This is a genomic window from Shewanella sp. 4_MG-2023 (assembly GCF_030548015.1).
GTDB lineage: Bacteria > Pseudomonadota > Gammaproteobacteria > Enterobacterales > Shewanellaceae > Shewanella.
On the sequence record NZ_JAUORL010000010.1, the window covers coordinates 38,604 to 64,127 of the forward strand.

Annotated in this window: 11 protein-coding genes; 9 read left to right on the forward strand and 2 right to left on the reverse strand. The window is 44.2% G+C overall.

Annotated elements, in window-relative coordinates; all coding sequences use genetic code 11:
* Window positions 1-475: 475 nt before the first annotated feature.
* From Q4546_RS07470 to Q4546_RS07495, 6 genes are read left to right on the forward strand one after another with little or no spacing between them, the layout of a single operon-like run.
* Window positions 476-1,333, forward strand: coding sequence for a transcriptional regulator (locus tag Q4546_RS07470; protein WP_241901113.1), 858 nt, complete (start codon window positions 476-478; stop codon window positions 1,331-1,333).
* Window positions 1,330-9,651 (forward strand): type I polyketide synthase, encoded by an 8,322-nt coding sequence (locus Q4546_RS07475; RefSeq protein WP_303446003.1) that lies wholly within the window; start codon window positions 1,330-1,332, stop codon window positions 9,649-9,651. The genes Q4546_RS07470 and Q4546_RS07475 overlap by 4 nt, the downstream gene beginning before the upstream one ends.
* Window positions 9,648-11,915 carry a PfaB family protein gene (locus Q4546_RS07480; protein WP_303446004.1) on the forward strand — a complete coding sequence of 756 codons (2,268 nt, stop codon included), beginning with the start codon at window positions 9,648-9,650 and terminating at the stop codon, window positions 11,913-11,915. Before Q4546_RS07475 ends, Q4546_RS07480 begins: the two co-directional genes overlap by 4 nt.
* Window positions 11,916-11,929: 14 nt before the next feature.
* The gene (locus Q4546_RS07485) at window positions 11,930-18,004 is read left to right on the forward strand and encodes a beta-ketoacyl synthase N-terminal-like domain-containing protein (protein ID WP_303446059.1); all 6,075 of its coding nucleotides are present in this window, start codon (window positions 11,930-11,932) and stop codon (window positions 18,002-18,004) included.
* 9 nt (window positions 18,005-18,013) lie between these two features.
* On the forward strand, window positions 18,014-19,642 hold the full coding sequence (gene pfaD, locus Q4546_RS07490; protein WP_102437546.1) for an eicosapentaenoate synthase subunit PfaD: 1,629 nt from the start codon (window positions 18,014-18,016) through the stop codon (window positions 19,640-19,642).
* A 47-nt stretch (window positions 19,643-19,689) separates the two neighbouring features.
* Window positions 19,690-19,947 (forward strand): hypothetical protein, encoded by a 258-nt coding sequence (locus tag Q4546_RS07495; RefSeq protein WP_076537243.1) that lies wholly within the window; start codon window positions 19,690-19,692, stop codon window positions 19,945-19,947.
* A gap of 908 nt (window positions 19,948-20,855) precedes the next feature.
* Here Q4546_RS07495 and Q4546_RS07500 read toward each other — a convergent pair.
* Window positions 20,856-22,559, reverse strand: coding sequence for an FAD-dependent oxidoreductase (locus Q4546_RS07500; RefSeq protein WP_102437550.1), 1,704 nt, complete (start codon window positions 22,557-22,559; stop codon window positions 20,856-20,858).
* Between the two features lie 331 nt (window positions 22,560-22,890).
* On the opposite strand from Q4546_RS07500, the gene Q4546_RS07505 reads away from it, so the two are divergent.
* Together Q4546_RS07505 and Q4546_RS07510 are read left to right on the forward strand one after the other, a co-directional pair.
* The gene (locus Q4546_RS07505) at window positions 22,891-23,310 is read left to right on the forward strand and encodes a YeeE/YedE family protein (protein WP_076537249.1); all 420 of its coding nucleotides are present in this window, start codon (window positions 22,891-22,893) and stop codon (window positions 23,308-23,310) included.
* Window positions 23,303-23,725 carry a YeeE/YedE family protein gene (locus Q4546_RS07510; RefSeq protein ID WP_198589356.1) on the forward strand — a complete coding sequence of 141 codons (423 nt, stop codon included), beginning with the start codon at window positions 23,303-23,305 and terminating at the stop codon, window positions 23,723-23,725. The genes Q4546_RS07505 and Q4546_RS07510 overlap by 8 nt, the downstream gene beginning before the upstream one ends.
* Window positions 23,726-23,860: 135 nt before the next feature.
* On the opposite strand, the gene lgt is transcribed toward Q4546_RS07510, so the two are convergent.
* Window positions 23,861-24,658, reverse strand: coding sequence for a prolipoprotein diacylglyceryl transferase (gene lgt, locus Q4546_RS07515; protein WP_102531625.1), 798 nt, complete (start codon window positions 24,656-24,658; stop codon window positions 23,861-23,863).
* Window positions 24,659-24,939: 281 nt separating this feature from the next.
* Here lgt and Q4546_RS07520 point away from each other — a divergent pair, with 281 nt between their 5' ends.
* Window positions 24,940-25,503 (forward strand): isochorismatase family protein, encoded by a 564-nt coding sequence (locus Q4546_RS07520; RefSeq protein WP_303446005.1) that lies wholly within the window; start codon window positions 24,940-24,942, stop codon window positions 25,501-25,503.
* Window positions 25,504-25,524 lie beyond the last annotated feature (21 nt).

Genomic DNA, 25,524 nt, shown 5'->3' on the forward strand with positions numbered 1-25,524 from the left:
AAGCACTGTTAGCTTCACATGTTTAGCTGTAATAACTCAATCTCAGTAAAAGTATGCCGACAGGATTAACTGATTAGTCAGTGAAACCTTGCTGTTCACCTTTTAAGAGCCTGTCCGCCTTGCAAATCAAGTGAGATAATTCATGTCATTTAAAGCAAGTGCCTAGCGCTATTTAAATTCAGTATAGAACTGTAACTATGATTAAAAGTTGACCTAGATCAGGCTTTAACTCACCAATTAAATTTCATAACAAATACTCATTTGAGCTTACAACTGCTCGCTAGTTATGGTCTGATCTGTGAATAATCAGTCTCGGGTGATTGTATCGACCCGAAACCTCAGGTACTCTGCTTGCTCGATTGTGCTAAAACGATGATTATGAAGATTAACTATTGTTCATCTTTACTAGTCCCAACAGATTGTATTGCAAAAATACAGACCAAGGTTAAGCCTTAATGACAGTAGCATTATATAAATGACAGCAGAGCCAAGCGCAAAAGCTGCGATAAAGAAATCAGTGACGACAGACACTAGCACGCCAGTGGTGCGTCACCGTAATGCCACCACCACCCCTGAAATGCGTCAGTTCATTCAAACGTCTGACTTTAGCGTGAGCCAATTAGCTAAAATCCTCAATATTTCAGAGGCCACCGTGAGAAAGTGGCGTAAGCGTGATTCTGTCAGCGATACCCCCACCACGCCACATCACCTCAAAACCACATTGTCGCCAATGGAAGAGTATGTGGTGATCGGTTTGCGCTACCAATTAAAAATGCCGTTGGACAGACTGCTTAAGGTAACCCAGCAGTTTATTAATAAGGATGTCTCTCGCTCAGGGCTTGCCCGCTGCTTAAAACGCTACGGGGTATCAAAGCTTGATGAATTCGAAAGCCCCTATGTGCCCGAGCGCTATTTCAACCAGTTACCTATTGTTCAAGGCACTGATGTCGCCACTTATACTTTGAACCCAGAAACCTTAGCCAAAACCTTATCCTTACCTGAAGCCACTCAAGACAATGTGGTGCAAGTGGTGTCACTGACGATTCCACCACAATTAACGGATAAAGAAAGTTACTCGATTTTACTGGGTGTTGATTTCGCAACTGACTGGGTTTATCTCGACATCTATCAAGACAGCCATACCCAAGCGACTAATCGCTATATCGCTTATGTGTTAAAGCACGGCCCGTTTCATTTAAGAAAATTACTCGTAAAAAATTACCACACTTTTTTAGCTCGCTTCCCGGGCGCTAAAACCATGCATGCTTCGGAAGCAGCACACTCTACAAATAATTCAGCTATGGATAGACTGAACAACGGAGACTCAAAATGAGCCAAGAACCGACCCCACAAGAGTTAGTTGAAGACAAACGACTCAATAAGCGTCTTAAAGATATGCCTATCGCCATTGTCGGCATGGCAAGTATCTTTGCAAATTCGCGTTACTTGAATAAGTTTTGGGACTTAATCAGTGAAAAAATTGATGCCATTACTGAAGTACCTAAGTCGCACTGGCGCCCTGAAGATTACTTCGATGCAGACAAAACAACCCCAGATAAAAGTTACTGTAAGCGCGGTGGCTTCATCCCTGACGTTGACTTTAACCCTATGGAGTTTGGCCTACCGCCAAATATCCTAGAGCTCACTGACACCTCACAATTATTATCATTGGTTATCGCCAAAGAGGTGCTTGCCGATGCGGGTGTAACACCTGAATATGACACCGATAAAATCGGTATTACACTCGGCGTGGGCGGCGGTCAAAAAATCAATGCTAGCCTAACTGCGCGCCTACAATATCCTGTACTGAAAAAGGTATTTAAAAGTAGCGGCTTAAGTGATGCAGACAGCGATATGCTGATCAAGAAATTCCAAGACCAATATGTTCACTGGGAAGAAAACTCATTCCCGGGGTCTTTAGGTAATGTTATCGCTGGTCGTATTGCTAACCGCTTTGATTTAGGTGGCATGAACTGTGTGGTTGATGCAGCATGTGCAGGCTCACTAGCCGCTATGCGTATGGCATTAACAGAGCTGGTTGAAGGCCGCAGTGAAATGATGATCACCGGTGGTGTGTGTACTGATAACTCACCTTCTATGTATATGAGTTTCTCTAAAACGCCTGCATTTACCACTAACGAAACCATTCAACCATTTGATATCGATTCAAAAGGTATGATGATCGGTGAAGGTATCGGCATGGTGGCGCTGAAACGTCTTGAAGATGCTGAACGTGATGGCGATAGAATCTACTCTGTTATTAAAGGTGTGGGCGCGTCATCAGATGGTAAATTTAAATCAATTTATGCGCCACGCCCAGAAGGCCAAGCAAAAGCATTAAAACGAGCTTATGATGATGCCGGTTTTGAGCCTCACACTGTTGGTTTAATTGAAGCACATGGTACAGGTACTGCTGCAGGTGACGTAGCTGAATTTAACGGTCTTAAGTCCGTTTTTGGCGAGTTTAATGACACTAAACAACACATTGCTTTAGGTTCAGTTAAGTCTCAAGTGGGTCACACTAAGTCAACAGCTGGCACGGCAGGAGTCATTAAAGCAGCCCTAGCCCTGCATCATAAAGTGCTGCCACCAACCATAAACGTGTCTAAGCCTAATCCCAAACTAAATGTTGAAGATTCGCCGTTTTTCTTAAATACCGAAACCCGTCCTTGGATGCCGCGCCCTGATGGCACCCCGCGTCGTGCTGGTATTAGCTCATTTGGTTTCGGCGGTACTAACTTCCATATGGTGCTTGAAGAATACACAGCAGAACATGCTCGTGATGCGAAATACCGTCAACGCCAAGTACCTCAAAGTGTGTTAATTAGCGCCGATAATAAAGCGGCACTTCAAACTGAAGTTAGCACGTTAATCGCTGCCATCGCTAAGCTAACTGATACTGACAACACCAGTATTGCTCAAGCTGAACTTACCCGCATCGCTAAGCAATATGCCGTTAGAACATTAGATGTAAACGCGCCACGTTTAGGCTTAGTTGCTGCGAATTTAGCAGAGCTAACGGCTCAATTACAATTGGCATTAAAACAGCTTGAAAGCCAAAGCAGTGATGCTTGGCAATTGCCTTCAGGCACTAGCTACCGCTCAGCCGCTTTAATTAATACTGCCGCTAAAGGTAACAAGTCAGCTAAAGTTGCAGCCTTATTTGCAGGTCAAGGTTCTCAATACTTAAACATGGGTATTGAAGTCGCTTGTCATTTCCCAGAAATGCGTCAGCAGCTTAACAAGGCTGATAAAGTCTTCGCTAGCTTTAACAAAACGCCGCTTTCACAAGTCTTATTTCCAATCCCTGCATTTGAAAAAGCAGATAAAGAGGCTCAAGCAGCGTTACTGACGAGCACTGATAACGCCCAAAGCGCCATTGGTGTCGTCAGCATGAGTCAATACCAGTTATTCACTCAAGCAGGATTTGCTGCTGACATGTTTGCGGGTCACAGCTTTGGTGAGCTTTCTGCATTATGTGCAGCGGGTGTTATCTCTAATGATGACTACTACCAATTATCTTTTGCACGCGGCGAGTCAATGGCAGCATCTGCTGTTGATAAAGACGGTAATGCACTTGATAAAGGCACCATGTACGCCATTATCTTGCCAGCAAATGATGCTGACGCGGCCAATGCTGAAAATATCGCAAAATTAGAAAGCTGCATCAGTGATTTTGATGGCGTAAAAGTGGCTAACTACAACTCAGCGACTCAGCTTGTTATTGCAGGTCCTACTGAAAGTTGCGCAGCTGCGGCTAAAGCCATTAGCGCATTAGGCTTTAAAGCAATTGCACTGCCAGTATCTGGCGCCTTCCATACTCCGCTTGTGGGTCATGCACAAAAGCCATTTGCTAAAGCGATCGATAAAGCCAAATTTAGCGCAAGTAAAGTGGCCTTGTTCTCAAATGCTAGCGGTGAGCAACACCCAACAGATGCTAAATCAATTAAAGCGGCATTCAAGCAACATATGCTGCAATCAGTGCGCTTTACTGATCAGCTAAATAATATGTATGACGCGGGTGCACGGGTATTTGTTGAATTTGGTCCTAAGAACATTCTTCAAAAACTGGTACAAGCCACCTTGGGCGATAAAGCTGAGTCAGTTTCTGTTGTCAGCATAAACCCGAATCCTAAAGGTAATAGTGATACCCAGCTTCGCATTGCTGCTATGCAACTTTGTGTATTGGGCGCACCCTTGACTGAAATTGATCCATACCAAGCTGACATTGCAGCGCCTGCTAAACCTAAAGGCATGAACGTCAAACTGAATGCATCGAACCATATTAGCGCGCCAACCCTTGCAAAAATGGAAAAATCATTGGCGACAGGCCAAGTAACATCACAAGTGGTTGAAACCATCGTTGAGAAGATTGTTGAAAAGCCAGTTGAGAAAATCGTAGAAAAGATTGTGGAAAAAGAAGTGATAAAAACTGAATATATTGAAGTGGCCTCAGCCAATGCCAACGCACCAGCTGTTAGCAATACAGTAACCACTGCGCCTGTAGCTGGCAATGCACTAGCGCAACCTGCTGCAGGAACTGGTAGCTTAGAAGCATTTTTCAATGCCCAGCAACAAGCTGCAAACTTACATCAGCAGTTCTTGGCTATTCCTCAACAATACGGTGATACCTTTACTCACCTGATGACAGAGCAAAGCAAAATGGTTGCGGCAGGACTCGCTATTCCAGAGAGCTTACAGCGCTCAATGGAGCTATTCCACCAGCATCAAGCACAAACACTACAAAGCCATACATTGTTCCTTGAGCAGCAAGCACAATCAAGCCAGTCTGCCCTTGCTATGCTAACAGGCACTTCGCTGCCAGTTCAGCCGCAGACAGTAGCAACAACAGCAGCTCCAGCAATGACTCAGGCTGTTGCAGCAACAGCGACAGTTCAAACGCCAACTCAAGTACCTGCGCCTGTTGCAGCGCCAGTAGCAAAAGCTCCGGTAACACAATCACAGATAGCACAAGAGCCTGCAGCAAAAGTAACAGCCCCATTAGCACCAGCAAGAACCGTTACTGCAGAACCTATTTCAGCGTCAGCAGCTCCAGTGCAATTAATGCCTGCTGGTTTATCAGCAGAAACAGTCTTGAACACTATGTTAGAAGTGGTTGCTGAAAAAACTGGCTACCCCACTGAAATGCTAGAACTGGGCATGGATATGGAAGCGGATTTAGGTATCGATTCAATCAAGCGTGTTGAAATCTTAGGCACGGTACAAGATGAGCTACCTGGTTTACCTGAGCTTAGCCCAGAAGATTTAGCTGAGTGTCGTACCCTTGGCGAAATCGTAGCTTATATGAATAGTAAACTACCAGCCGCGGGCGCTATGAACTCTGCGCCACCAGCAATTTCAGTAGCTCAAGCCGCACCAGTAGCTTCAGGTTTATCGGCTGAAACAGTATTGAATACCATGCTAGCAGTGGTTGCTGAAAAAACCGGTTACCCTACTGAAATGCTAGAACTTGGCATGGATATGGAAGCGGATTTAGGTATCGATTCAATCAAGCGTGTTGAAATCTTAGGCACGGTACAAGATGAGCTACCTGGTTTACCAGAGCTTAGCCCAGAAGATTTAGCTGAGTGTCGTACCCTTGGCGAAATCGTATCTTACATGAACAGCAAACTGCCCGCCGCGGGCGCTATGAACTCTAAGTTACCCGCTGAAGGCTCTAAGTTACCCGCTGAAGGCTCTAAGCTACCAGCGGAAGGAAACGTTACAGCTGCAGCTGCGCCAGTTGCTTCTGCTGTAGTTTCAGGTTTATCGGCTGAAACAGTATTGAATACCATGCTAGCAGTGGTTGCTGAAAAAACCGGTTACCCAACTGAAATGCTAGAACTTAGCATGGATATGGAAGCGGATTTAGGTATTGATTCAATCAAACGTGTTGAGATTTTAGGCACTGTACAGGATGAGCTACCAGGCTTACCTGAACTTAACCCTGAAGATTTAGCTGAGTGTCGTACTCTTGGCGAAATCGTATCTTACATGAACTCTAAACTGCCTGCCGCTGGAGCCGTTACAGCTTCAGTTGCGCCAGTTGCTTCTAATGTCGTTTCAGGTTTATCGGCTGAAACAGTATTGAATACCATGCTAGCAGTGGTTGCTGAAAAAACCGGTTACCCAACTGAAATGCTAGAGCTTAGCATGGATATGGAAGCGGATTTAGGTATTGATTCGATCAAACGTGTTGAGATTTTAGGCACAGTACAAGATGAGCTACCAGGCTTACCTGAACTTAACCCAGAAGATCTAGCTGAGTGTCGTACCCTTGGCGAAATCGTATCTTACATGAACAGCAAACTGCCAGCCGCAGGCGCTATGAGCTCTGAATCACCAGCGATTTCTGCCGCTGCTGTAGCTTCTGGTTTATCCGCTGAGACAGCCTTGAGCGCCCAACAAATTCAAAGCACTATGATGTCAGTTGTTGCAGAGAAGACTGGTTACCCAACAGAAATGCTAGAACTTAGCATGGATATGGAAGCAGACTTAGGCATCGACTCAATCAAACGTGTAGAAATTTTAGGGACTGTTCAAGATGAGCTACCAGGCTTACCTGAGCTTAACCCAGAAGATTTAGCTGAGTGCCGTACCCTTGGTGAAATCGTTTCTTATATGAACTCTAAGTTACCAGTTGGTTCTGCTACTGCGTCAGCAACTGCAGCTCAAGTGGCACCTGTCGCTTCTGGTTTAAGTGCAGAACAAGTACAAAGCACCATGATGTCAGTGGTTGCTGACAAAACTGGTTACCCAACTGAAATGCTAGAACTTAGCATGGACATGGAAGCAGATCTGGGTATCGATTCTATCAAGCGCGTAGAGATTCTTGGTACGGTACAAGACGAGCTACCAGGTTTACCAGAGCTTAACCCAGAAGATTTAGCTGAGTGTCGCACGCTTGGTGAAATCGTATCTTATATGAACTCTAAACTCGCCACAGGCGCTATAAACAGCAAGCTATCAGCTGATGTAGTTTCTGACACGACAGCGACTACAGTATCTGAATTAGCAACTGACTTACCTCCACATCAGGAAGTCGCGCTAAAAAAGCTACCAGCGGCGGATAAGTTAGTTGATGGTTTTTCAAAAGACGCGTGTATCGTCATCAATGATGATGGTCATAACGCAGGCGTTCTCGCAGAAAAACTCACCGCAACAGGCCTAACCGTCGCCGTTATTCGTAGTCCAGAATCAGTCACTAGCGCACAATCACCGCTAAGCAGTGATATCAAAAGTTACAACCTAACGGCTGTAAATGATGACGCGATTAGTGATGTCATTGCACAAATCAGTAAAGCCCATAAAGTGGCTGGTTTTGTTCACCTACAACCACAACTTGCCACTGCGAACAATGTCATGCCGCTAAGTGATGCAGGTTTTGTTGCTGTTGAACAAGCTTTCTTAATGGCTAAGCACCTACAGAAAAGCTTTACCGAATTAGCAAAAACTGAACGTGTAAGCTTTATGACGGTAAGTCGTATTGATGGTGGTTTTGGTTACTTAAACAGTAATGAACTCGCCACTGCAGAGTTAAATCAAGCAGCGCTTTCAGGTCTAAGCAAAACCCTTAGCCATGAATGGCCAACAGTGTTTTGTCGAGCATTAGATATCGCCCCAAGCTTTGAAGCTGTGGACCTTGCTGATGCCGTTATTGCTGAGTTATTTGATGTTAATTCTGCCAATCAGATTGTTGAGGTAGGTATTAGTAGCGAAGGCCGTCATACATTAACAGTGACCACAACCGCGAAAACGCGCTATCAAACTACTACCCTTGATAGCAATGATACTGTGTTAGTCACAGGCGGTGCTAAGGGGGTTACATTTGAATGTGCGCTTACACTTGCTAAACAGACAAAGTCTCACTTTATCCTTGCAGGCCGTAGCCAACACCTTGGGGCAAACTTGCCAACATGGGCGCAAGGCAAACAAGCTAAAGAATTAAAAGCGGCTGCAATTGGTTTTATTCAATCTCAAGGTAACAAGCCAACGCCAAAACAAATTGACGCGTTAGTATGGCCAATTACCAGTAGTTTAGAAATTGACCGCGCCTTAGTAGCATTCACAGAAGTGGGCGCAAGTGCTGAATATATCAGTATGGATGTCAGCTCAGATGATGCCATTAAGCAATCGCTTTCAGCTTTCAAATCAATTACCGGCATCATTCATGGCGCAGGTGTATTGGCTGATAAGCATATCCAAGACAAAACCTTAGCTGAATTAGGTCGTGTATACGGCACTAAAGTCACCGGCTTTGCAGGTATCATTAATGCCATTGATGCCAGTAAATTAAAGCTGGTTGCTATGTTTTCATCTGCTGCTGGTTTCTACGGCAACACCGGACAAAGTGACTATTCAATGTCCAATGAGATCCTCAATAAAACCGCATTACAACTTGCCAATAACTATCCGCAAGCCAAAGTAATGAGCTTTAACTGGGGCCCTTGGGATGGCGGAATGGTCAGCTCAGCATTGAAGAAGATGTTTGTTGAACGTGGCGTTTACGTTATTCCGTTAGATAAAGGCGCAAACTTATTTGCCCACAGTCTGTTATCTGAAACCGGTGTTCAAATGCTGATTGGTTCGAGCATGCAAGGTTCAGATTCTTCAGCACAAGCAACTGGTTCAGCTGTAAAAAAGCTTAATGCGGACTCTGCGCTAAATGCTGAGAGTTCGCTGACATTATCTTTTTTAAATACTGTATCTAACAGTGCAACTGCAGCAGATAAGCCTCGCAGCTTATCTGTTGTAAGAGTACTTAATCCGGTTGCAATGCCCTTCATTGAAGATCATTGCATCGCGGGTAATCCAGTACTGCCGACAGTGTGCGCCATACAATGGATGCGTGAAACAGCGCAAAAGCTATGTGGTTTACCTGTAAGCACCAAAGATTATAAGTTACTTAAAGGCATTATTTTTGAGTCGGCCCAGCCACAAGAGTTAACCCTGCAGTTAACTGAAACCGCTGAAGGCTTAAAAGCATTGATTTCTAGCCGAGTACTTGACGGTAACAGTGATGCTAACGCGTTATTAAGACCGCAATACCAAGCGAACTTAATCGTTAACAGTGCATTACTTAATGAAGTTGCCACTACAGCAACCGATAAAATGGCTCAGTTAGCGTCAATCATTGATAAGGTTAAAAACAACAAGGCCATTAGTACTGACAGTGAACTTTATTCAAACGGCAGCTTATTTCATGGCCCACGTTTACAAGGGATCAAGCAAGTATTGGTTGCTAATGATAGCCAGCTTATTTGTAAAGTGACCTTACCAGAAATTGAACAAACTGATTGTTTAGGTTTTGAAGCGCAACTTGAAATCGGTGGTAGTCAGGCATTTGCAGAAGATCTACTGCTACAAGCAATGCTAGTGTGGGCACGAATAAAGCATGACGCAGCAAGTTTGCCATCAACCATTGGTGAGCTAACCACTTATGCGCCATTTGCATCAAATGACCAAGGTTATTTAGTGCTTAATGTCGTAAAAAGTACTAGTCGCTCTTTGACTGCTGACATTGCGCTTTACCATGAAGATGGTCGCTTAAGTTGCACCATGACAGCGGCAAAAACAACCATTAGCAAAAGCTTGAATGAGGCTTTTTTAGCCCCGGCTAAAGCACTTGCTGATTTGCAGGAGTCGGTGTGAGCAATCAATCAACTTCTGTGATGTCAAAGCCTGAGCCAACAAAAGTTGCATCAGTAAAAAGCATGCGCATCGCCTTAAAACTGATTGCCAATGATGCTGCATCATTGGCGCAAGCTGCTAATGGAGCTAATGGTTCCTTGCATGCAAATAACAATGCATTTGCTGCTATCAAACCTTGTTCATTGGCTGAAACATTAGGCGCGACAGCCATCCCGCTTGAAATTGATGTGTCGTCATTAGATGGCACATCAACTACCGCCACAAACTTAAACATGAGTTTTCGCGACTATTTAGCTCAAGCGATTGAACGTATTGAGCAACAACAAACGGTATTGCTAAGCCATCCAGCTTTGCCATACCGCTTGTTAATGATGCCAGCCATTGTTGCAGCAAAACATCGGTGTCATCCCCATGCCTATTTAACCGGTATGGGCGAAGGCCACGAGTTATCAGATGCCGTGCAACAAGCACTCACTCAAGCCAAACGGGCTCATGTTAGTCCAACTCAAATCGATGCGACTCATTGCACTAGCTATAAAGATAAATTTTTTGAACTGATTCAGTTGATTGGCCACCTTGCGACTCGTAGCTTACCGACTGAAAACAACTGTGAGAATAACAGTACGAATAAACAGTATTGGTTTAGTGAAATGCACCAAAGCCGCGTCGCCAGTTTCAATTTTATTGAAGCCGAAATGCAACACGCAGTGGTATTCGTTCAGGGAACTGAACTTGCTCAGGCAAGCTCATTACTGGATAACACTAGGTTGTTTTTCCCAACATCTGCCAGCACAGTCTCAGGTATACAGCAGCAACTAACGCAGTTACAAAGCCAGTTAAACGCTATTATTAATACAAATACCAGTGCAGCAATCAATGTCAACCACAGCACGCTGTTAGCACTGATGTTGAACAATCTAAACCAGTTTGATCACCAAGCAGCAAAAGCTGCGGTGATCATGGGCAATTCAATTGAAACTGCATGCAGCGAGATTGAAGCCATGTTGGCGATGCTAAGTACTTCATATACATTAGCAAGCTCGCCATCGGAAGTTGAATACAAGACCCCATCAGGTAGCTGTTTGATGCTTACGGCCAATGAGCCATTAGGCACGAATGGTCTTTGTTTCGTCTATCCTGGTGTCGGCACTGTATACCCACAGATGTTCAGTCAACTGCCGCGCTTCTTCCCTGACTTATATGCTCAGTTAGAGCGTGATGGTGATGTAAAAGCCATGCTTCAGGCGGATAGCATTTATGCTGATAACGCTAAAGTCACTGATATGAGTTTGGGTGAGCTTGCAATTGCAGGTGTTGGTGCAAGTTATATCTTAACCAAAGTGCTGACCGAATATTTTAACGTTAAGCCCGACTTTGCCATGGGTTACTCCATGGGCGAAGCGTCTATGTGGGCAAGCCTTGGTATTTGGAAGCATCCCCACAGTATGATTGAGGCAACTCAAACCAGTTCTATTTTCACTACAGATATTTCAGGTCGTTTAGATTGTGTGCGCAAGGCATGGCAGTTGAACCAAGCTGACGATATTGTGTGGAATAGTTTTGTTGTTAGAGCAACCCCTGCCGATATTGAAGCGGTTTTAACCCAATATCCTCGTTGTTATCTCGCTATCATTCAAGGTGATACTTGCGTGCTGGCAGGATGTGAAGCCAGTTGTAAAGCGCTGCTAAAACAAATCGGCAAACGCGGCATTGCAGCAAATCGCGTGACCGCAATGCATACTGCGCCAGCCATGCTAATTCATCGCGAAGTGGCTCAATTCTATCAACAAGCGCTTCACCACAATGAGCAGCTTGAACAAACTGCACAGATAAAATTTATCAGCGCAGCAAGTTCACAACCGATTAATGTCAGCAGCCTTGATATTGCAACCTCAATCGCTGACACCTTTTGTCAGCCGCTTAACTTTACTGAGTTGGTTAACAACGCACGTAAATTAGGCGCGAAACTTTTTGTTGAAATCGGTGCAGATCGCCAAACAACCACCTTGATTGATAAAATTGCTCGCACAAGTCCTACAGTTTCAGAGCCTTGCCAAGCCATTGCCGTCAATGCCAAAGGTGGAGACGATCAAACTGCGCTGCTTAAATGTATTGCCCAGCTTATCAGCCACAAAGCACCTGTTTCGCTGACCTGCCTTACACAAGGGTTAGCGAATTTGTTGGCTAGCACACTTAAGTTTGAAGTGAACAATCTTCAAGCGGATGCTACTTTAGCCCCACAATTAGAAGGAGAACAATCTTGAGTTCTCAATCGAATATGAAAAATATTGCCTATAGCGATGCTAATAAAAATAACGCTGGCAGCGTCCCTAAAATCGCAGTCGTCGGCTTAGCCACCCAATATCCTGACGCTGACACGCCGGTTAAATTTTGGCAAAACCTGCTGGATAAAAAAGATTCTCGTAGCACCATTAGCAGTCAAAAACTGAACGCTAATCCGGCCGATTATCAGGGTGTACAAGGTGAGTCAGACCGTTTTTATTGCGACAAAGGCGGCTACATTCAAAACTTCAGTTTCAATGCTGAAGGATACCGCATTCCAGCGCAGCAATTTAGCGGCTTAGACGACAGCTTTTTATGGGCTACCGATACTGCCCGTAAAGCACTGGTTGATGCCGGCGTAGATATTAATAACGCTGAGCACAATCTAACGCTTAATCGCACCGGTATTGTCATGGGAACCTTGTCGTTCCCAACCGCAAAATCAAATGAATTATTTGTACCGCTATATCACAGCGCAGTTGAAAAAGCCTTGCAGCATAAATTGCAGCAACCCAACTTCAATTTACAATCATTTGATAGTGAAGGCTTTAATCAACAACCAATCCCAGCATCACTGTCAAATGGTGCCATTGCCCATAACGCGTCCAAACTGGTTGCTGATGCACTGGGTTTAGGCGCGGCGCAATTAAGCCTTGATGCAGCCTGTGCTAGTTCAGTTTACTCGTTAAAACTTGCCTGTGATTACTTACATACTGGTAAAGCTGACATGATGTTAGCGGGCGCTGTATCAGGTGCCGACCCATTCTTTATTAATATGGGTTTTTCCATATTCCACGCTTACCCAGATCATGGTATTTCAGCGCCTTTTGATAGTAATTCAAAAGGTCTGTTTGCTGGTGAAGGTGCTGGCGTATTAGTACTAAAACGCCTTGAAGATGCAGAGCGTGATGGTGACCATATATACGCTTTAGTGAGCGGTATTGGACTATCTAATGACGGTAAAGGTCAATTTGTACTAAGCCCAAATAGCGACGGCCAAGTAAAAGCCTTTGAACGTGCTTATGCTGATGCAGCGATGCATGATGAAAGCTTTGGCCCTGCCAACATTGAAGTGATTGAGTGCCATGCAACGGGAACCCCACTAGGTGATAAAGTTGAACTGACCTCAATGGAGCGCTTCTTTGAAGATAAGCTTAATGGCACTAATACGCCATTAATTGGTTCGGCTAAATCAAATCTAGGTCACTTATTAACGGCTGCCGGTATGCCAGGGATCATGAAAATGATTTTTGCCATGCGCCAAGGCGTGTTACCACCGAGTATCAATGTCAGCGCACCCATCAATTCACCAAACAGTACTTTTGGTAACACTAACTTGCCAAGTGATGTACTGCCTTGGCCTGATAAGGCAGGGAATAATGCTCGCCATGCGGGAGTCTCGGTATTTGGATTTGGTGGTTGTAACGCGCATTTATTAATTGAGTCTTATCAAGGTAAAGCTCAAACGATTGATTCGAAGACTAATGCTTCTACGAGTCAAGCTTCTACAATCAATGCCCAAGCGCCAATGCACATTACCGGTATGGCGGCTCATTTCGGGCCACTATCAAGTATTAATGCCTTTGCTAAAGCGATTGATGCTAAACAATCGGCATTTACAGCCCTGCCTGAACAACGTTGGAAAGGCTTAGATAAACACCCAGAATTATTATCACAGTTTGGTATTAACCTTGAAGGTGAAGCCGCGCCCAAAGGGGCATACATCAATCAGTTTGATTTTGACTTCTTGCGCTTCAAAGTGCCGCCAAATGAAGATGACCGCTTAATCTCGCAACAACTGCTATTAATGAAAGTCGCAGATGAAGCCATTCATGACGCCAAGCTTGAATCAGGCAGTAAGGTTGCTGTGCTTGTCGCCATGGAAACAGAGCTTGAATTACATCAATTCCGTGGACGCGTTAACTTGCATACGCAAATAGCGGCAAGTCTTAAAGCTCATGGCGTTAACTTGTCAGAGTCTGAATACCAAGCCCTTGAAACCATTGCGATGGATAGCGTGTTAGATGCGGCGAAGTTAAATCAATATACCAGTTTCATTGGTAATATTATGGCATCGCGCATCTCATCACTTTGGGACTTCAATGGCCCTGCTTTCACGATTTCTGCCGGTGAGCAATCGGTTAACCGCTGTATTGATGTGGCGCAAAATCTACTGGCGATGGAATCTCGCCAAGAGCCTTTGGATGCAGTGATTATTGCTGCAGTAGACTTATCAGGTAGCATTGAGAATATCGTCCTAAAGACAGCCTCGCTTGCTCAAGCTAGTGCCAGTAAGCAGAACTTATCAATTGGTGAAGGTGCTGGCGCAATCGTATTACAAGCCGCTACAGCAAATGCTTCCAATATAGATTTGATCCATCAAGCCCTAGGCGCGCTTTCTGATCAAGATATGACTGATTCAGATATAAATGCATCTGGCTTTGCTGGCAGTTACGGCACCATTGAAAGCCTTGAATTTGGTTATAGTGAACAAATCGGCTCAATCGCTGATACCTTGCTGACTCAAACAGGGTTAACTAGTACGGATATTCAATTAGTAGAATTAAACCAAGCACCTGCTTGTTTAAACACGTCAAGCATCAAGGCTTCGCAAGCCTTATCGCAGTTGTTTAGCCAGTCCCTAAGCACTACTGCTCAATCTTGTATTGGCCATACCTTTGCTGCATCTGGAATCGCCAGTTTATTACATGGTTTGTTAGCACTGCCTAAGTCTTTTGCTCTCAATAACGCAGCAGAGCCTCAACATGCAATCATAGCCACATTGAGTGAAAACCAATGTTCACAGCTATTGCTGAGTCAAACTTCACAGCAACAAGGTGCGAGTCAGCAGCGTTTAGACATCGATATCCAGCAGCAAACAGCCAAGAAGCTCAGCTTAGTTAAGCAAGTTAGCCTTGGTGGCCGCGATATTTACCAACATATTGTCGATGCGCCACTGGCTGAGATTAATAGCATCCGAGCTAAAACAGCCCAAATAAAACCCTTAGCGTCTGCTGCTGTCACAGCAATGACGAGCCGAGGACATTTTGAAGCACCTCAAATGAGTGAGCAGCAAAATACTTCAACGACTAAACAAGCGATGGTGAATTCACCATCAACAATAATAGAGTCCCCTATGCCGTTTTCAGATCGTTCTACCCAGTTCAGTCCTGCTAAACAGGAACCTGCATCTTCAGTGCAAACACCTTCGCTTGCACAAGCTCAAGCACAAGTTCCGCCAGCACATCTAACTGCTTTTGAACAAAACCAGTGGTTAGCACATCAAGCGCAACTGGCATTCTTAAAAAGCCGTAATGAAGGTTTGAAAGTTGCTGATGCACTGATGAAGCAGCAACTTGCGCAGGCCAATGGTCAGTCGTACGCTTTACCAGTACAAAGCGCCCCGACTCAAGCAGTAAACGTGCTAGCTCAGCCAGTTGCAGTCGCAGTCGCAGTCGCGCCGACACTGCGCCCAAATCATGCCAGTGTGCCACCTTATATCGCGCCTATCCCTGCGGATAAGCCATGTATCTGGAATTATGCTGATTTAGTTGAATACGCTGAAGGCGACATCGCCAAGGTATTTGGTCCTGATTACGCTGTTATTGATAACTACTCACGCCGCGTACGCCTGCCTACCACTGATTACTTATTGGTCTCGCGCGTCACTAAATTAGATGCCACCATGAACCAATATAAGCCATGTTCAATGACCACTGAATATGATATCCCAGTTGATGCGCCCTATTTAGTTGATGGCCAAATACCTTGGGCTGTCGCGGTTGAATCTGGTCAATGTGACTTAATGCTGATCAGTTACTTGGGCATTGATTTTGAAAACAAAGGTGAGCGCGTTTATCGTTTACTTGATTGTACGCTGACCTTTTTAGACGACTTACCACGTGGTGGCGACACGCTTCGTTATGACATTAAGATTAATAATTTCGCTAAAAATGGCGACACCTTATTATTCTTCTTCTCTTACGAGTGTTTTGTTGGCGATAAGATGATCCTGAAAATGGACGGTGGTTGTGCAGGCTTCTTTACTGACCAAGAACTTGATGATGGTAAAGGCGTAATTCGCACCGAAGATGAAATTAAACTGCGTGAAGATGCGTTTAACAACCCGAATAAGCCACGTTTTGAGCCATTATTGCATTGCGCTCAAACCCAGTTTGATTATGGTCAAATCCATAACTTACTGCACGCCGATATCGGCGCTTGTTTTGCTGGTGAGCATCAAAACCATCAACTGGCTTCAGGTAAGCAAGATTCATTATGCTTCGCCTCTGAAAAATTCTTAATGATTGAGCAAGTTGGCAATCTAGATGTTCATGGCGGCGCATGGGGCTTAGGCTTCATTGAAGGTCATAAAACACTGGCACCTGATCACTGGTATTTCCCGTGTCACTTTAAGGGCGACCAAGTCATGGCTGGCTCACTAATGGCTGAAGGTTGTGGTCAATTACTGCAGTTCTTCATGCTGCATATTGGTATGCACACCTTAGTTGAAAATGGTCGTTTCCAGCCACTTGAAAATGCCTCGCAAAAAGTGCGTTGTCGTGGTCAAGTTCTGCCACAACACGGTGAACTGACTTACCGCATGGAAGTGACTGAGATTGGTATTCACCCTCGCCCATATGCCAAAGCCAATATTGATATTTTGCTTAACGGTAAAGCTGTGGTTGATTTCCAAAATCTGGGTGTGATGCTTAAAGAAGAGAGCGAGTGCGCGCGATATATTAACGATACTGTTATTAACGACACTGCGACTGTTTCGAGTACTGAGACGAGTAAAGCTAGCGGCCAAGCATCAAAAAATGCACCGTTAATGTCACAAATACCTGACCTATCTGCAGCAACCAATAAAGGCGTGATTCCGCTGCAACATGTTGAAGCGCCGCTTATTCCTGATTACCCAAACCGCAGCCCTGATACGCTACCATTTACGCCATACCACATGTTCGAATTTGCAACCGGCAACATTGAAAACTGTTTTGGCCCAGACTTCAGCATTTACCGCGGCTTTATACCACCACGTACCCCATGTGGCGATTTGCAGCTCACTACGCGAGTGGTCGATATTCAAGGTAAACGTGGCGAACTTAAAAAGCCGTCATCGTGTATCGCTGAATACGAAGTGCCTGCAGACGCTTGGTACTTTACAAAAAACAGCCACGCTTCAGTGATGCCTTACTCGGTATTAATGGAAATTTCTCTGCAACCTAACGGCTTTATCTCAGGCTATATGGGCACCACACTAGGTTTCCCGGGCCAAGAGTTATTCTTCCGTAACCTAGATGGTAGCGGTGAGCTATTACGTGATGTTGATTTACGCGGTAAAACTATCGTCAATGACTCAAAGTTATTATCCACCGTGATTGCAGGTAGTAACATCATTCAAAGCTTTACCTTTGAATTAAGTGTTGATGGCGAGCCATTTTATAAAGGCAGCGCAGTATTTGGTTACTTTAAAGGCGACGCCCTTAAAAACCAATTAGGGATTGATAACGGCCGTATTACTCATCCTTGGCATATTGATAATAATGTCGCCGCTGATATTACTGTCGATTTACTCGATAAGCAGTCGCGGGTATTCCACGCCCCTGCTAACCAGCCACATTATCGCTTAGCTGGCGGTCAGCTTAACTTTATCGACAAAGCTGAAATCGTTGATAAAGGCGGTAAAAATGGTCTAGGTTACCTATCGGGTTCACGCACCATTGACCCAAGCGATTGGTTCTTCCAGTTCCATTTTCATCAAGATCCGGTTATGCCTGGCTCATTAGGCGTTGAAGCTATTATCGAGTTAATGCAAACTTACGCCATCAGTAAAGACTTAGGTAAAGGCTTTACCAATCCGAAGTTTGGCCAGATTTTATCTGACATAAAGTGGAAGTATCGCGGTCAAATTAACCCGCTGAACAAGCAAATGTCATTAGACGTGCATATCAGCGCCGTGAAAGATGAAAACGGCAAGCGCATCATTATTGGTGACGCAAACTTAAGCAAAGATGGCTTAAGAATTTACGAAGTAAAAGATATCGCAATCTGTATCGAAGAGGCATAAGGATTAATAATGACAATTAGCACTCAAAACGAAAAGCTATCTCCATGGCCTTGGCAAGTTGCCCCAAGTGATGCCAGCTTTGACCCTGCCGCTATCGGTAATAAATTAAAAGAGCTTTCCCAAGCTTGTTACTTGGTGAGCCATCCTGAAAAAGGCTTAGGGGTTTCTCAAAAAGCCCAAGTGGTCACAGAAAGCATTAGCAGCGGCCAAGACTTACCTGTCAGCGCTTTTGCACCCGCACTTGGCACCCAGAGCTTAGGTGATAGTAACTTCCGCCGTGTACACGGGGTTAAATACGCATACTATGCTGGCGCAATGGCTAATGGTATTTCATCTGAAGAATTAGTTATCGCCCTCGGTCAAGCGGGCATCTTATGTTCGTTTGGCGCTGCGGGCTTAATTCCTTCACGGGTAGAGCAAGCCATTAACCGCATTCAAGCGGCGCTGCCAAACGGCCCGTACATGTTTAACTTAATTCACAGCCCAAGCGAGCCTGCCCTTGAGCGTGGTAGCGTTGAGTTATTTTTAAAACATAAAGTACGCACCGTTGAAGCATCGGCTTTCTTAGGCTTAACACCGCAAATTGTTTACTACCGCGCGGCAGGTTTAAGCCGTGATGCTAGCGGCAATGTGGTTGTTGCTAACAAAGTTATCGCCAAAGTGAGCCGCACCGAAGTCGCGATTAAGTTCATGCAACCTGCGCCAGTTAAAATACTGCAAAAATTGGTTGATGAAGGCTTAATCACCCCCGAGCAAATGGAGCTAGCTCAGCTTGTTCCTATGGCTGATGATATTACTGCAGAAGCTGACTCTGGCGGTCATACCGATAACCGACCTTTAGTGACGTTACTGCCGACTATCTTGGCCTTAAAAGACAAGGTACAAGCTGAATACAACTACAACCCGCCTATTCGTGTCGGTTGTGGTGGCGGCGTGGGTACCCCTGATGCCGCGCTGGCGACCTTCAATATGGGCGCAGCTTATATTGTTACCGGCTCTATCAACCAAGCGTGTGTTGAAGCAGGCGCCAGTGAACATACTCGTAAACTGCTTGCCACCACTGAAATGGCTGACGTGACCATGGCACCCGCTGCGGACATGTTCGAAATGGGCGTGAAACTGCAAGTGGTTAAACGCGGCACGTTATTCCCGATGCGCGCGAACAAGCTTTATGAGATTTATAGCCGTTATGAGTCAATTGAAGCGATTCCAGCAGAGGAGCGTGAAAAACTTGAAAAACAAGTATTCCGTTCAAGCCTTGATGAGATTTGGGCAGGAACAGTGGCGCATTTTAACGAACGCGATCCTAAGCAAATCGAACGCGCACAAGGTAATCCAAAACGTAAAATGGCGCTTATTTTCCGTTGGTACCTTGGCCTTTCAAGTCGCTGGTCGAATTCAGGTGAAGTTGGCCGTGAAATGGATTACCAAATTTGGGCAGGTCCAGCACTTGGCGCGTTCAATGAATGGGCAAAAGGCAGCTATTTAGATGATTATACCCAGCGAAATGCGGTAGACTTAGCAAAACACTTGATGCACGGCGCAGCTTATCAAGCACGTATTAATCTACTGACCGCCCAAGGCGTAGCAATACCAGTAGCATTACAACGTTGGAGCCCGCTTGATCAGGTCAAGTGATTAAGTGCTGTAATCAAGCTAAGACAATTTTCATATAGGTAGCGGTAATGAGCGAAACACAAAAACTGGATTTTTCAGCGGTAAATGGCACCACACAAGAGTCATTTAACCAACAAAAGAACTTGATAAAGCGCATGCTGAAAGGCAACAGCGCAGAATGCAGTGAATGTAAAAAACCGCTCACGCTGCAATTGCCGCCTAATACTAAAAAGGCGAAGCCGACAGACAAAGCACCAGGAATATATTGTGCCAAAGGTTGTACTGATATAGAACTGGATATGGAAGCAGTGGCGTTGTTGAAATAACCTTTAGTTATTTCGGGTTTAAAGCTAAAAAGAAAAGGCATCGAAAGATGCCTTTTTTGTTGGTTTTTTTAGGTTTTAACATCTGGCTGGAGTTGGGGATTGCATTTAAGCCCCAATTACCTGCCGTAGGGGCAGTATAAGATACAAATATCACGATCACATGGATGTGAAAGGTCAACCTTTCGTGTAAGCACAGCTGTGACATTTGTGTATTCATATCCATCAAATGACGAATCTAAGGCTGTAGTCCATTCGCTTATAATAATTAACTTTATTAAAAGCCATGATTTGAAGTAACTGATAATTGTCAAAAACGCACAATTATCCTTGTTGTTTAAATTAATGTTTTAAAAATTCAATGTGATTTAAGTACAGTATTCAACACTATTTTATGTTGCTGTGGGTGTACTTTATTAATAAAAAAAATAGATTCGCAAGCGTGACAACATAGCTTATCCCACTCTTTATACTTAAAGTTTCTTTCCCAAAAAGTACGATGAATCTTATAAAAAACGGTTTCTTCTTTACAGCATGGACATAACTTTGAGTAATTCATCATGTTTACCTAAGGTTTAAAAGTATGTAGCCACCTCCTTGTTCTCAACGTACTTTCACCATGGGGTGTCGCAGTTATTATCTTCTAGGCTCACATACATTATTTAGCTTGCTACAGCTATAAGCCGTAACCTACAGCCTTAAAAATAAGCTAATTCAGCTTACAAGTGGTAAATTTAAATGATTAAGTTGAATTTCAATACTAAAGTTTTAGCCATTGAATTACTGAGCACAATAACTAATTAGAAATAAAAGCATATTCAACTTATCTCAGGACGGGACAGTTAACTTAAAAAAAAGCCTGCAAATTACTGCAGGCTTTTTTAATAACAACTAAAAATTAAAAAAAGCTTTTATGCTTTAGCAAACTTATAGGTGCGGTAACCGCCGATAAGGTTTCGGGCTTTAAAGCCGTTATTCACCAGCTGACGATAAGCGACGTTACCGCGCAGGCCTACTTGACAATAAATGACGATTTCTTTGTCTTTTGGTAATTCGCTCATGCGTTGACGCAGTTGATCTACAGGGATATTAATCGCGCCAGCGATACAGCCACCCGCTTCAAGCTCGCCTGGGTTACGGACATCTAACAAGAGTTGATCTGCCGATAAATCATCCATTTCTTCAAAATGTATCGCGCTTGCATCACCTTTGATAAGGTTATTGGCTACAAATGCCGCTTGGTTGATGACATCTTTAGCGCTGCCATAAGGCGGTGCATAGGTCAGTTCAAGGTCTTGTAGCTGTTCAACTGTCATACCGGCACGTTGGGCAACCGCCATCACATCAATACGTTTATCGACCCCATCTTTGCCCACTGCTTGAGCGCCAAAAATCTTGCCTGTTTTAGGGTCAAATAGCATTTTAAACGAGACAATTTCTGCACCTGGGTAGTAGCTTGCATGGCTTGCGGTATGCACATACACTTTTTGGTATTCAACGCCATCACGCTTTAATTGCTTTTCATTTTGACCTGTTGAAGCAACTGCAAGGTCAAAAATCTTACAAATTGCGGTGCCTTGTGTACCCTTATAGGTTTCATTGCGGCCAAGCATATTATCTGCTGCCATACGCCCTTGGCGGTTAGCTGGCCCTGCTAGCGGCACTAAGGTTTGCTTACCAGTCACAAAGTCTTTGTCTTCTACTGCATCACCAACGGCATAAATATCTGGATCACTGGTTTGCATGTTTTCATTGGTATAAATACCGCCTAAATCGCCAATTTTTAAACCCGCTTCTTTAGCAAGTTTGGTTTCAGGTCGAACACCAATGGCCATAATAAGAATATCAGTCTCTAAGGACTCACCATTATTAAGGCTAAGGCTTAACTTACCTTGCTTGTGTTGGTGGGCTTCATTTTCGCCCGACTCAATACTTAAGATATGATCGCAAGGAGTAAACTCAACAGCTTCAAGTGCTACTCCAAGTTTTAAATCCACACCTTGCTGGCGAATTTCAGCATGAGCAAATCCTGCCATTTCACGATCAACAGGAGTCATCACCTGCTCGGCCATTTCAATTAAAGTGGTTTTTATCCCTAGTTGATGAAACGCTTCCATCATTTCTAACCCAATAAAGCCACCGCCAACCACTGTTGCGTGCTCGGGTTTATTGGTTTTGATGGTATTAAGAATGCGATCCATATCTGGGATATTGCGTAACGAGTGCGTCAGCGGATTATCAATGCCAGCAATAGGCGGAACAATGGGGCCAGCACCTGGGCTAAGTAACAGCTTGTCATAAGTTTCAGTGTATTCATTGCCACTGATCAAATCTTTTACCGTGACCGACTTAGTTACGCTATTGATTGCAGTTACTTCATTCATGACGCGAACATCAACGTTAAAGCGTGCCAAGAAACTTTCTGGCGTTTGTAGCAATAGCTTGCTTCTATCTTTGATGTCACCACCAATATGGTAAGGCAAACCACAATTGGCGAACGATACGAACTCGCCTCGTTCAAACATGATGATTTCAGCATCTTCACTAAGACGACGAGCACGCGCTGCAGCTGATCCGCCACCCGCTACACCACCGATAATTAAAATTTTTGACATGACTCTCTCCCGTTACAACCGATTGCTGAACTGAAATAACTGTAATGGCAACTTAGTGTTTTGCGACGATGTCGTCTGCCATACTTTTTATTCATCGTTCTATATAGTCCACATATTGAATAAAACACATTATCCATAAGTTTTTTCTAATGCACAACTAGTTAAACAAAATTTCATAAGATTAGATTTTATTAATATACCCGCTCTTGTATACTGCTCTAAAACCTTGCTTTAACAATGGCTTGTGTGAAATTAATGCTGCGCGATAGCGTTAATTGTTACCACACTGACAATTAGGTGTTACAGCCGTTAAATTATATTGGAGTGTTGAATGACAGAATTCACCCCTTGGAGTGCCTTATTTGGCGGAATGCTATTAGGCCTTTCGGTAACCATGCTCATGCTATTGAGTGGCAAAACAGCCGGGATCAGTGGCATTTTAGGCGGCATTTTTGGCGCTAACAACAAAGACAGAGCATGGCGAGTGGCTTTTGTTATCGCCATGGCTGCCAGTTTATTGTTTGACCCTTTAATGGGCCTTCACACTGCCGCTTTACCTGACTATTCATTAACTTGGTTATTGGTTGGCGGGTTAGCTGTCGGTATTGGTACCCAACTCGCTAATGGCTGCACTAGCGGCCATGGTATTTGCGGCATAGGTCGCCTATCAATGCGCTCAATGATTGCCACTGTGATATTTATGTTAAGTGCGGCGTTAGTGGTGTGGTTGTCTGGAGGTGTGCATGTTTAAGGTCTTAGTAGGGTTAATCACCGGGCTGTTATTTGGCTTAGGTATGAATATTTCGCAAATGGTAAACCCTTACAAGGTGCTTAATTTTTTGGATGTCACCGGCAATTGGGATGGCAGCTTAGCGTTTGTTATTGGTGGCGCACTATTGGTATTTTTGCCAAGTTATCATTTTTTAATCAAACCCCGTACTCATGCCGTTAATGGCGATGAAATGCCAACGACGCCACAGGGGCTTACACCTAAGTTAATTATTGGCTCAGTTATTTTTGGTCTTGGCTGGGGAATGGTAGGCATTTGCCCAGGACCTGCGGTGGCAAGTTTGTTACGCGGTGAGTCGGCGATTTACTGGTTCATGGCCAGTATGCTGCTTGGCTACTACGGGAGTAAAAAAATCTCTTGGCCAATGAAAAGCTAGTCCCCTTAAGAAACGCAGTAGGACCTTGCGCGATTAAGCTCAAGTGAGCGCTTAGCATTTTGCAGCACCAAAATATCTATCCCTTTTTGAAAAATGCCAGCGATATAATCGCTGGCATTTTTTTATCGCTTAAAGCTAACTGACTGAAGCATCTGGCAGCTTTTTCATATAAGCCATAACCACTAACCCTAGCCCCAATAGCACAAATGGCACACTAAGCATTTGCCCTACACTCATACTCCAATCTTGGGCAAAGTCAGCCTGTCTTACTTTTACAAATTCAATTAAATAACGTGAGCCATAAACCAACGCTAGAAATAGCCCTAATAATGCCCCTTGTTTTTGTTTCATCTCAGTAAAGCGATATAGCAGCCACATTAGAATAAATAGCCCTAAATAGGTGATTGCTTCATATAATTGCGCCGGATGACGTGGCAGCATATCAATACGCTGAAAAATTATTCCCCAAGGCTTATCTGTTGGCACCCCGACAATTTCTGAATTGGTAAAATTAGCCATACGGACAAAAAAGCAGAAAATCCCCGTAGCAATGGCAATGCGATCCATCAAGAATAAAAACGGTAACTGCACCTTGCGTTTATAAAGGTACATGGCTAATAACACGCCGACCGTGCCGCCGTGACTGGCAAGCCCGCCTTTCCAAATGGCAAATATTTTTAAGGGGTTGGCAAAGTAATAGCCTGGCTCATAAAACATTACATGCCCTAAACGCGCCCCCACAACAATGCCAACTACGCAATATATGACTAAATCATCTAATGACTCAACATCAAGCTCTTCAAGCACATAAATACGCCTCATAACCAAAAAACCACTGATAATGGCGGTGGCAAACAACACGCCATACCAATGTATTTTTAGCCCCATAAACGACAACATAACAGGGTCTAAATTCCAAACTATATGCTCCAAAATCGATGCTCCATATCAGATTGAACAATAAACATGCTAACAAGAGTATTACGTGCTTCTAGGTGGTAATTCAAGCAGTTATTATTCATGGCTTTGAGTTAGCAGCAAAATCATCCTTATCCCAAGTAAAGTTATTTTCCGTTACTGCTGTCATTTATCACCAAAAACCAACGATACTGCCGACTCAGTGATGCTAGCCCTTGTCCGTTAAGCTATGATGGTATATTGGGTGTATTTGATCCTCGTCAGTCAAAGCCGCTTAACAACTAGGAGCTATCGTTATGAGTATTACCACCATTGATGCCCAAACAGCCTTGATCGTAATCGATTTACAACAAGGTCTGGTGACCTTAGATACTTGCCACCCCATCCAAGAAGTCATCGAGAATAGTTGTAAGTTAGTGTCATTATTTCGCTATGCCAGTTTCCCCATTGTATTAGTTAATGTTGATGGCATCGCTCCTGGGCGCACCGAACAAGTCAGAGTGCAGCAACAAAAACCAGAAAATTGGAGCCACTTGATTGATGAGTTACAACCTCAGCAAGAGGATTTACAGTTAACCAAAAACACTTGGGGCGCTTTTGCTTCAACTGAGCTGCATAAGTACTTAGCATCATTAAAAGTCACCCAAGTAGTCATTAGTGGTATCGCCACCAGCATGGGGGTGGAATCAACCGCAAGACAAGCATTTGAGCTGGGCTACAATGTCACCATCGCTACAGATGCCATTACTGATTTTAATATGGATGTTCATAACAATAGCGTTAACTCTATATTCCCAAAGCTGGCTGAAACCGGTACCACTGCAGATATTGTCGCTAGAGTTTCTACTGACCACGCCTAGTCTTAACTGACCACGTATAGT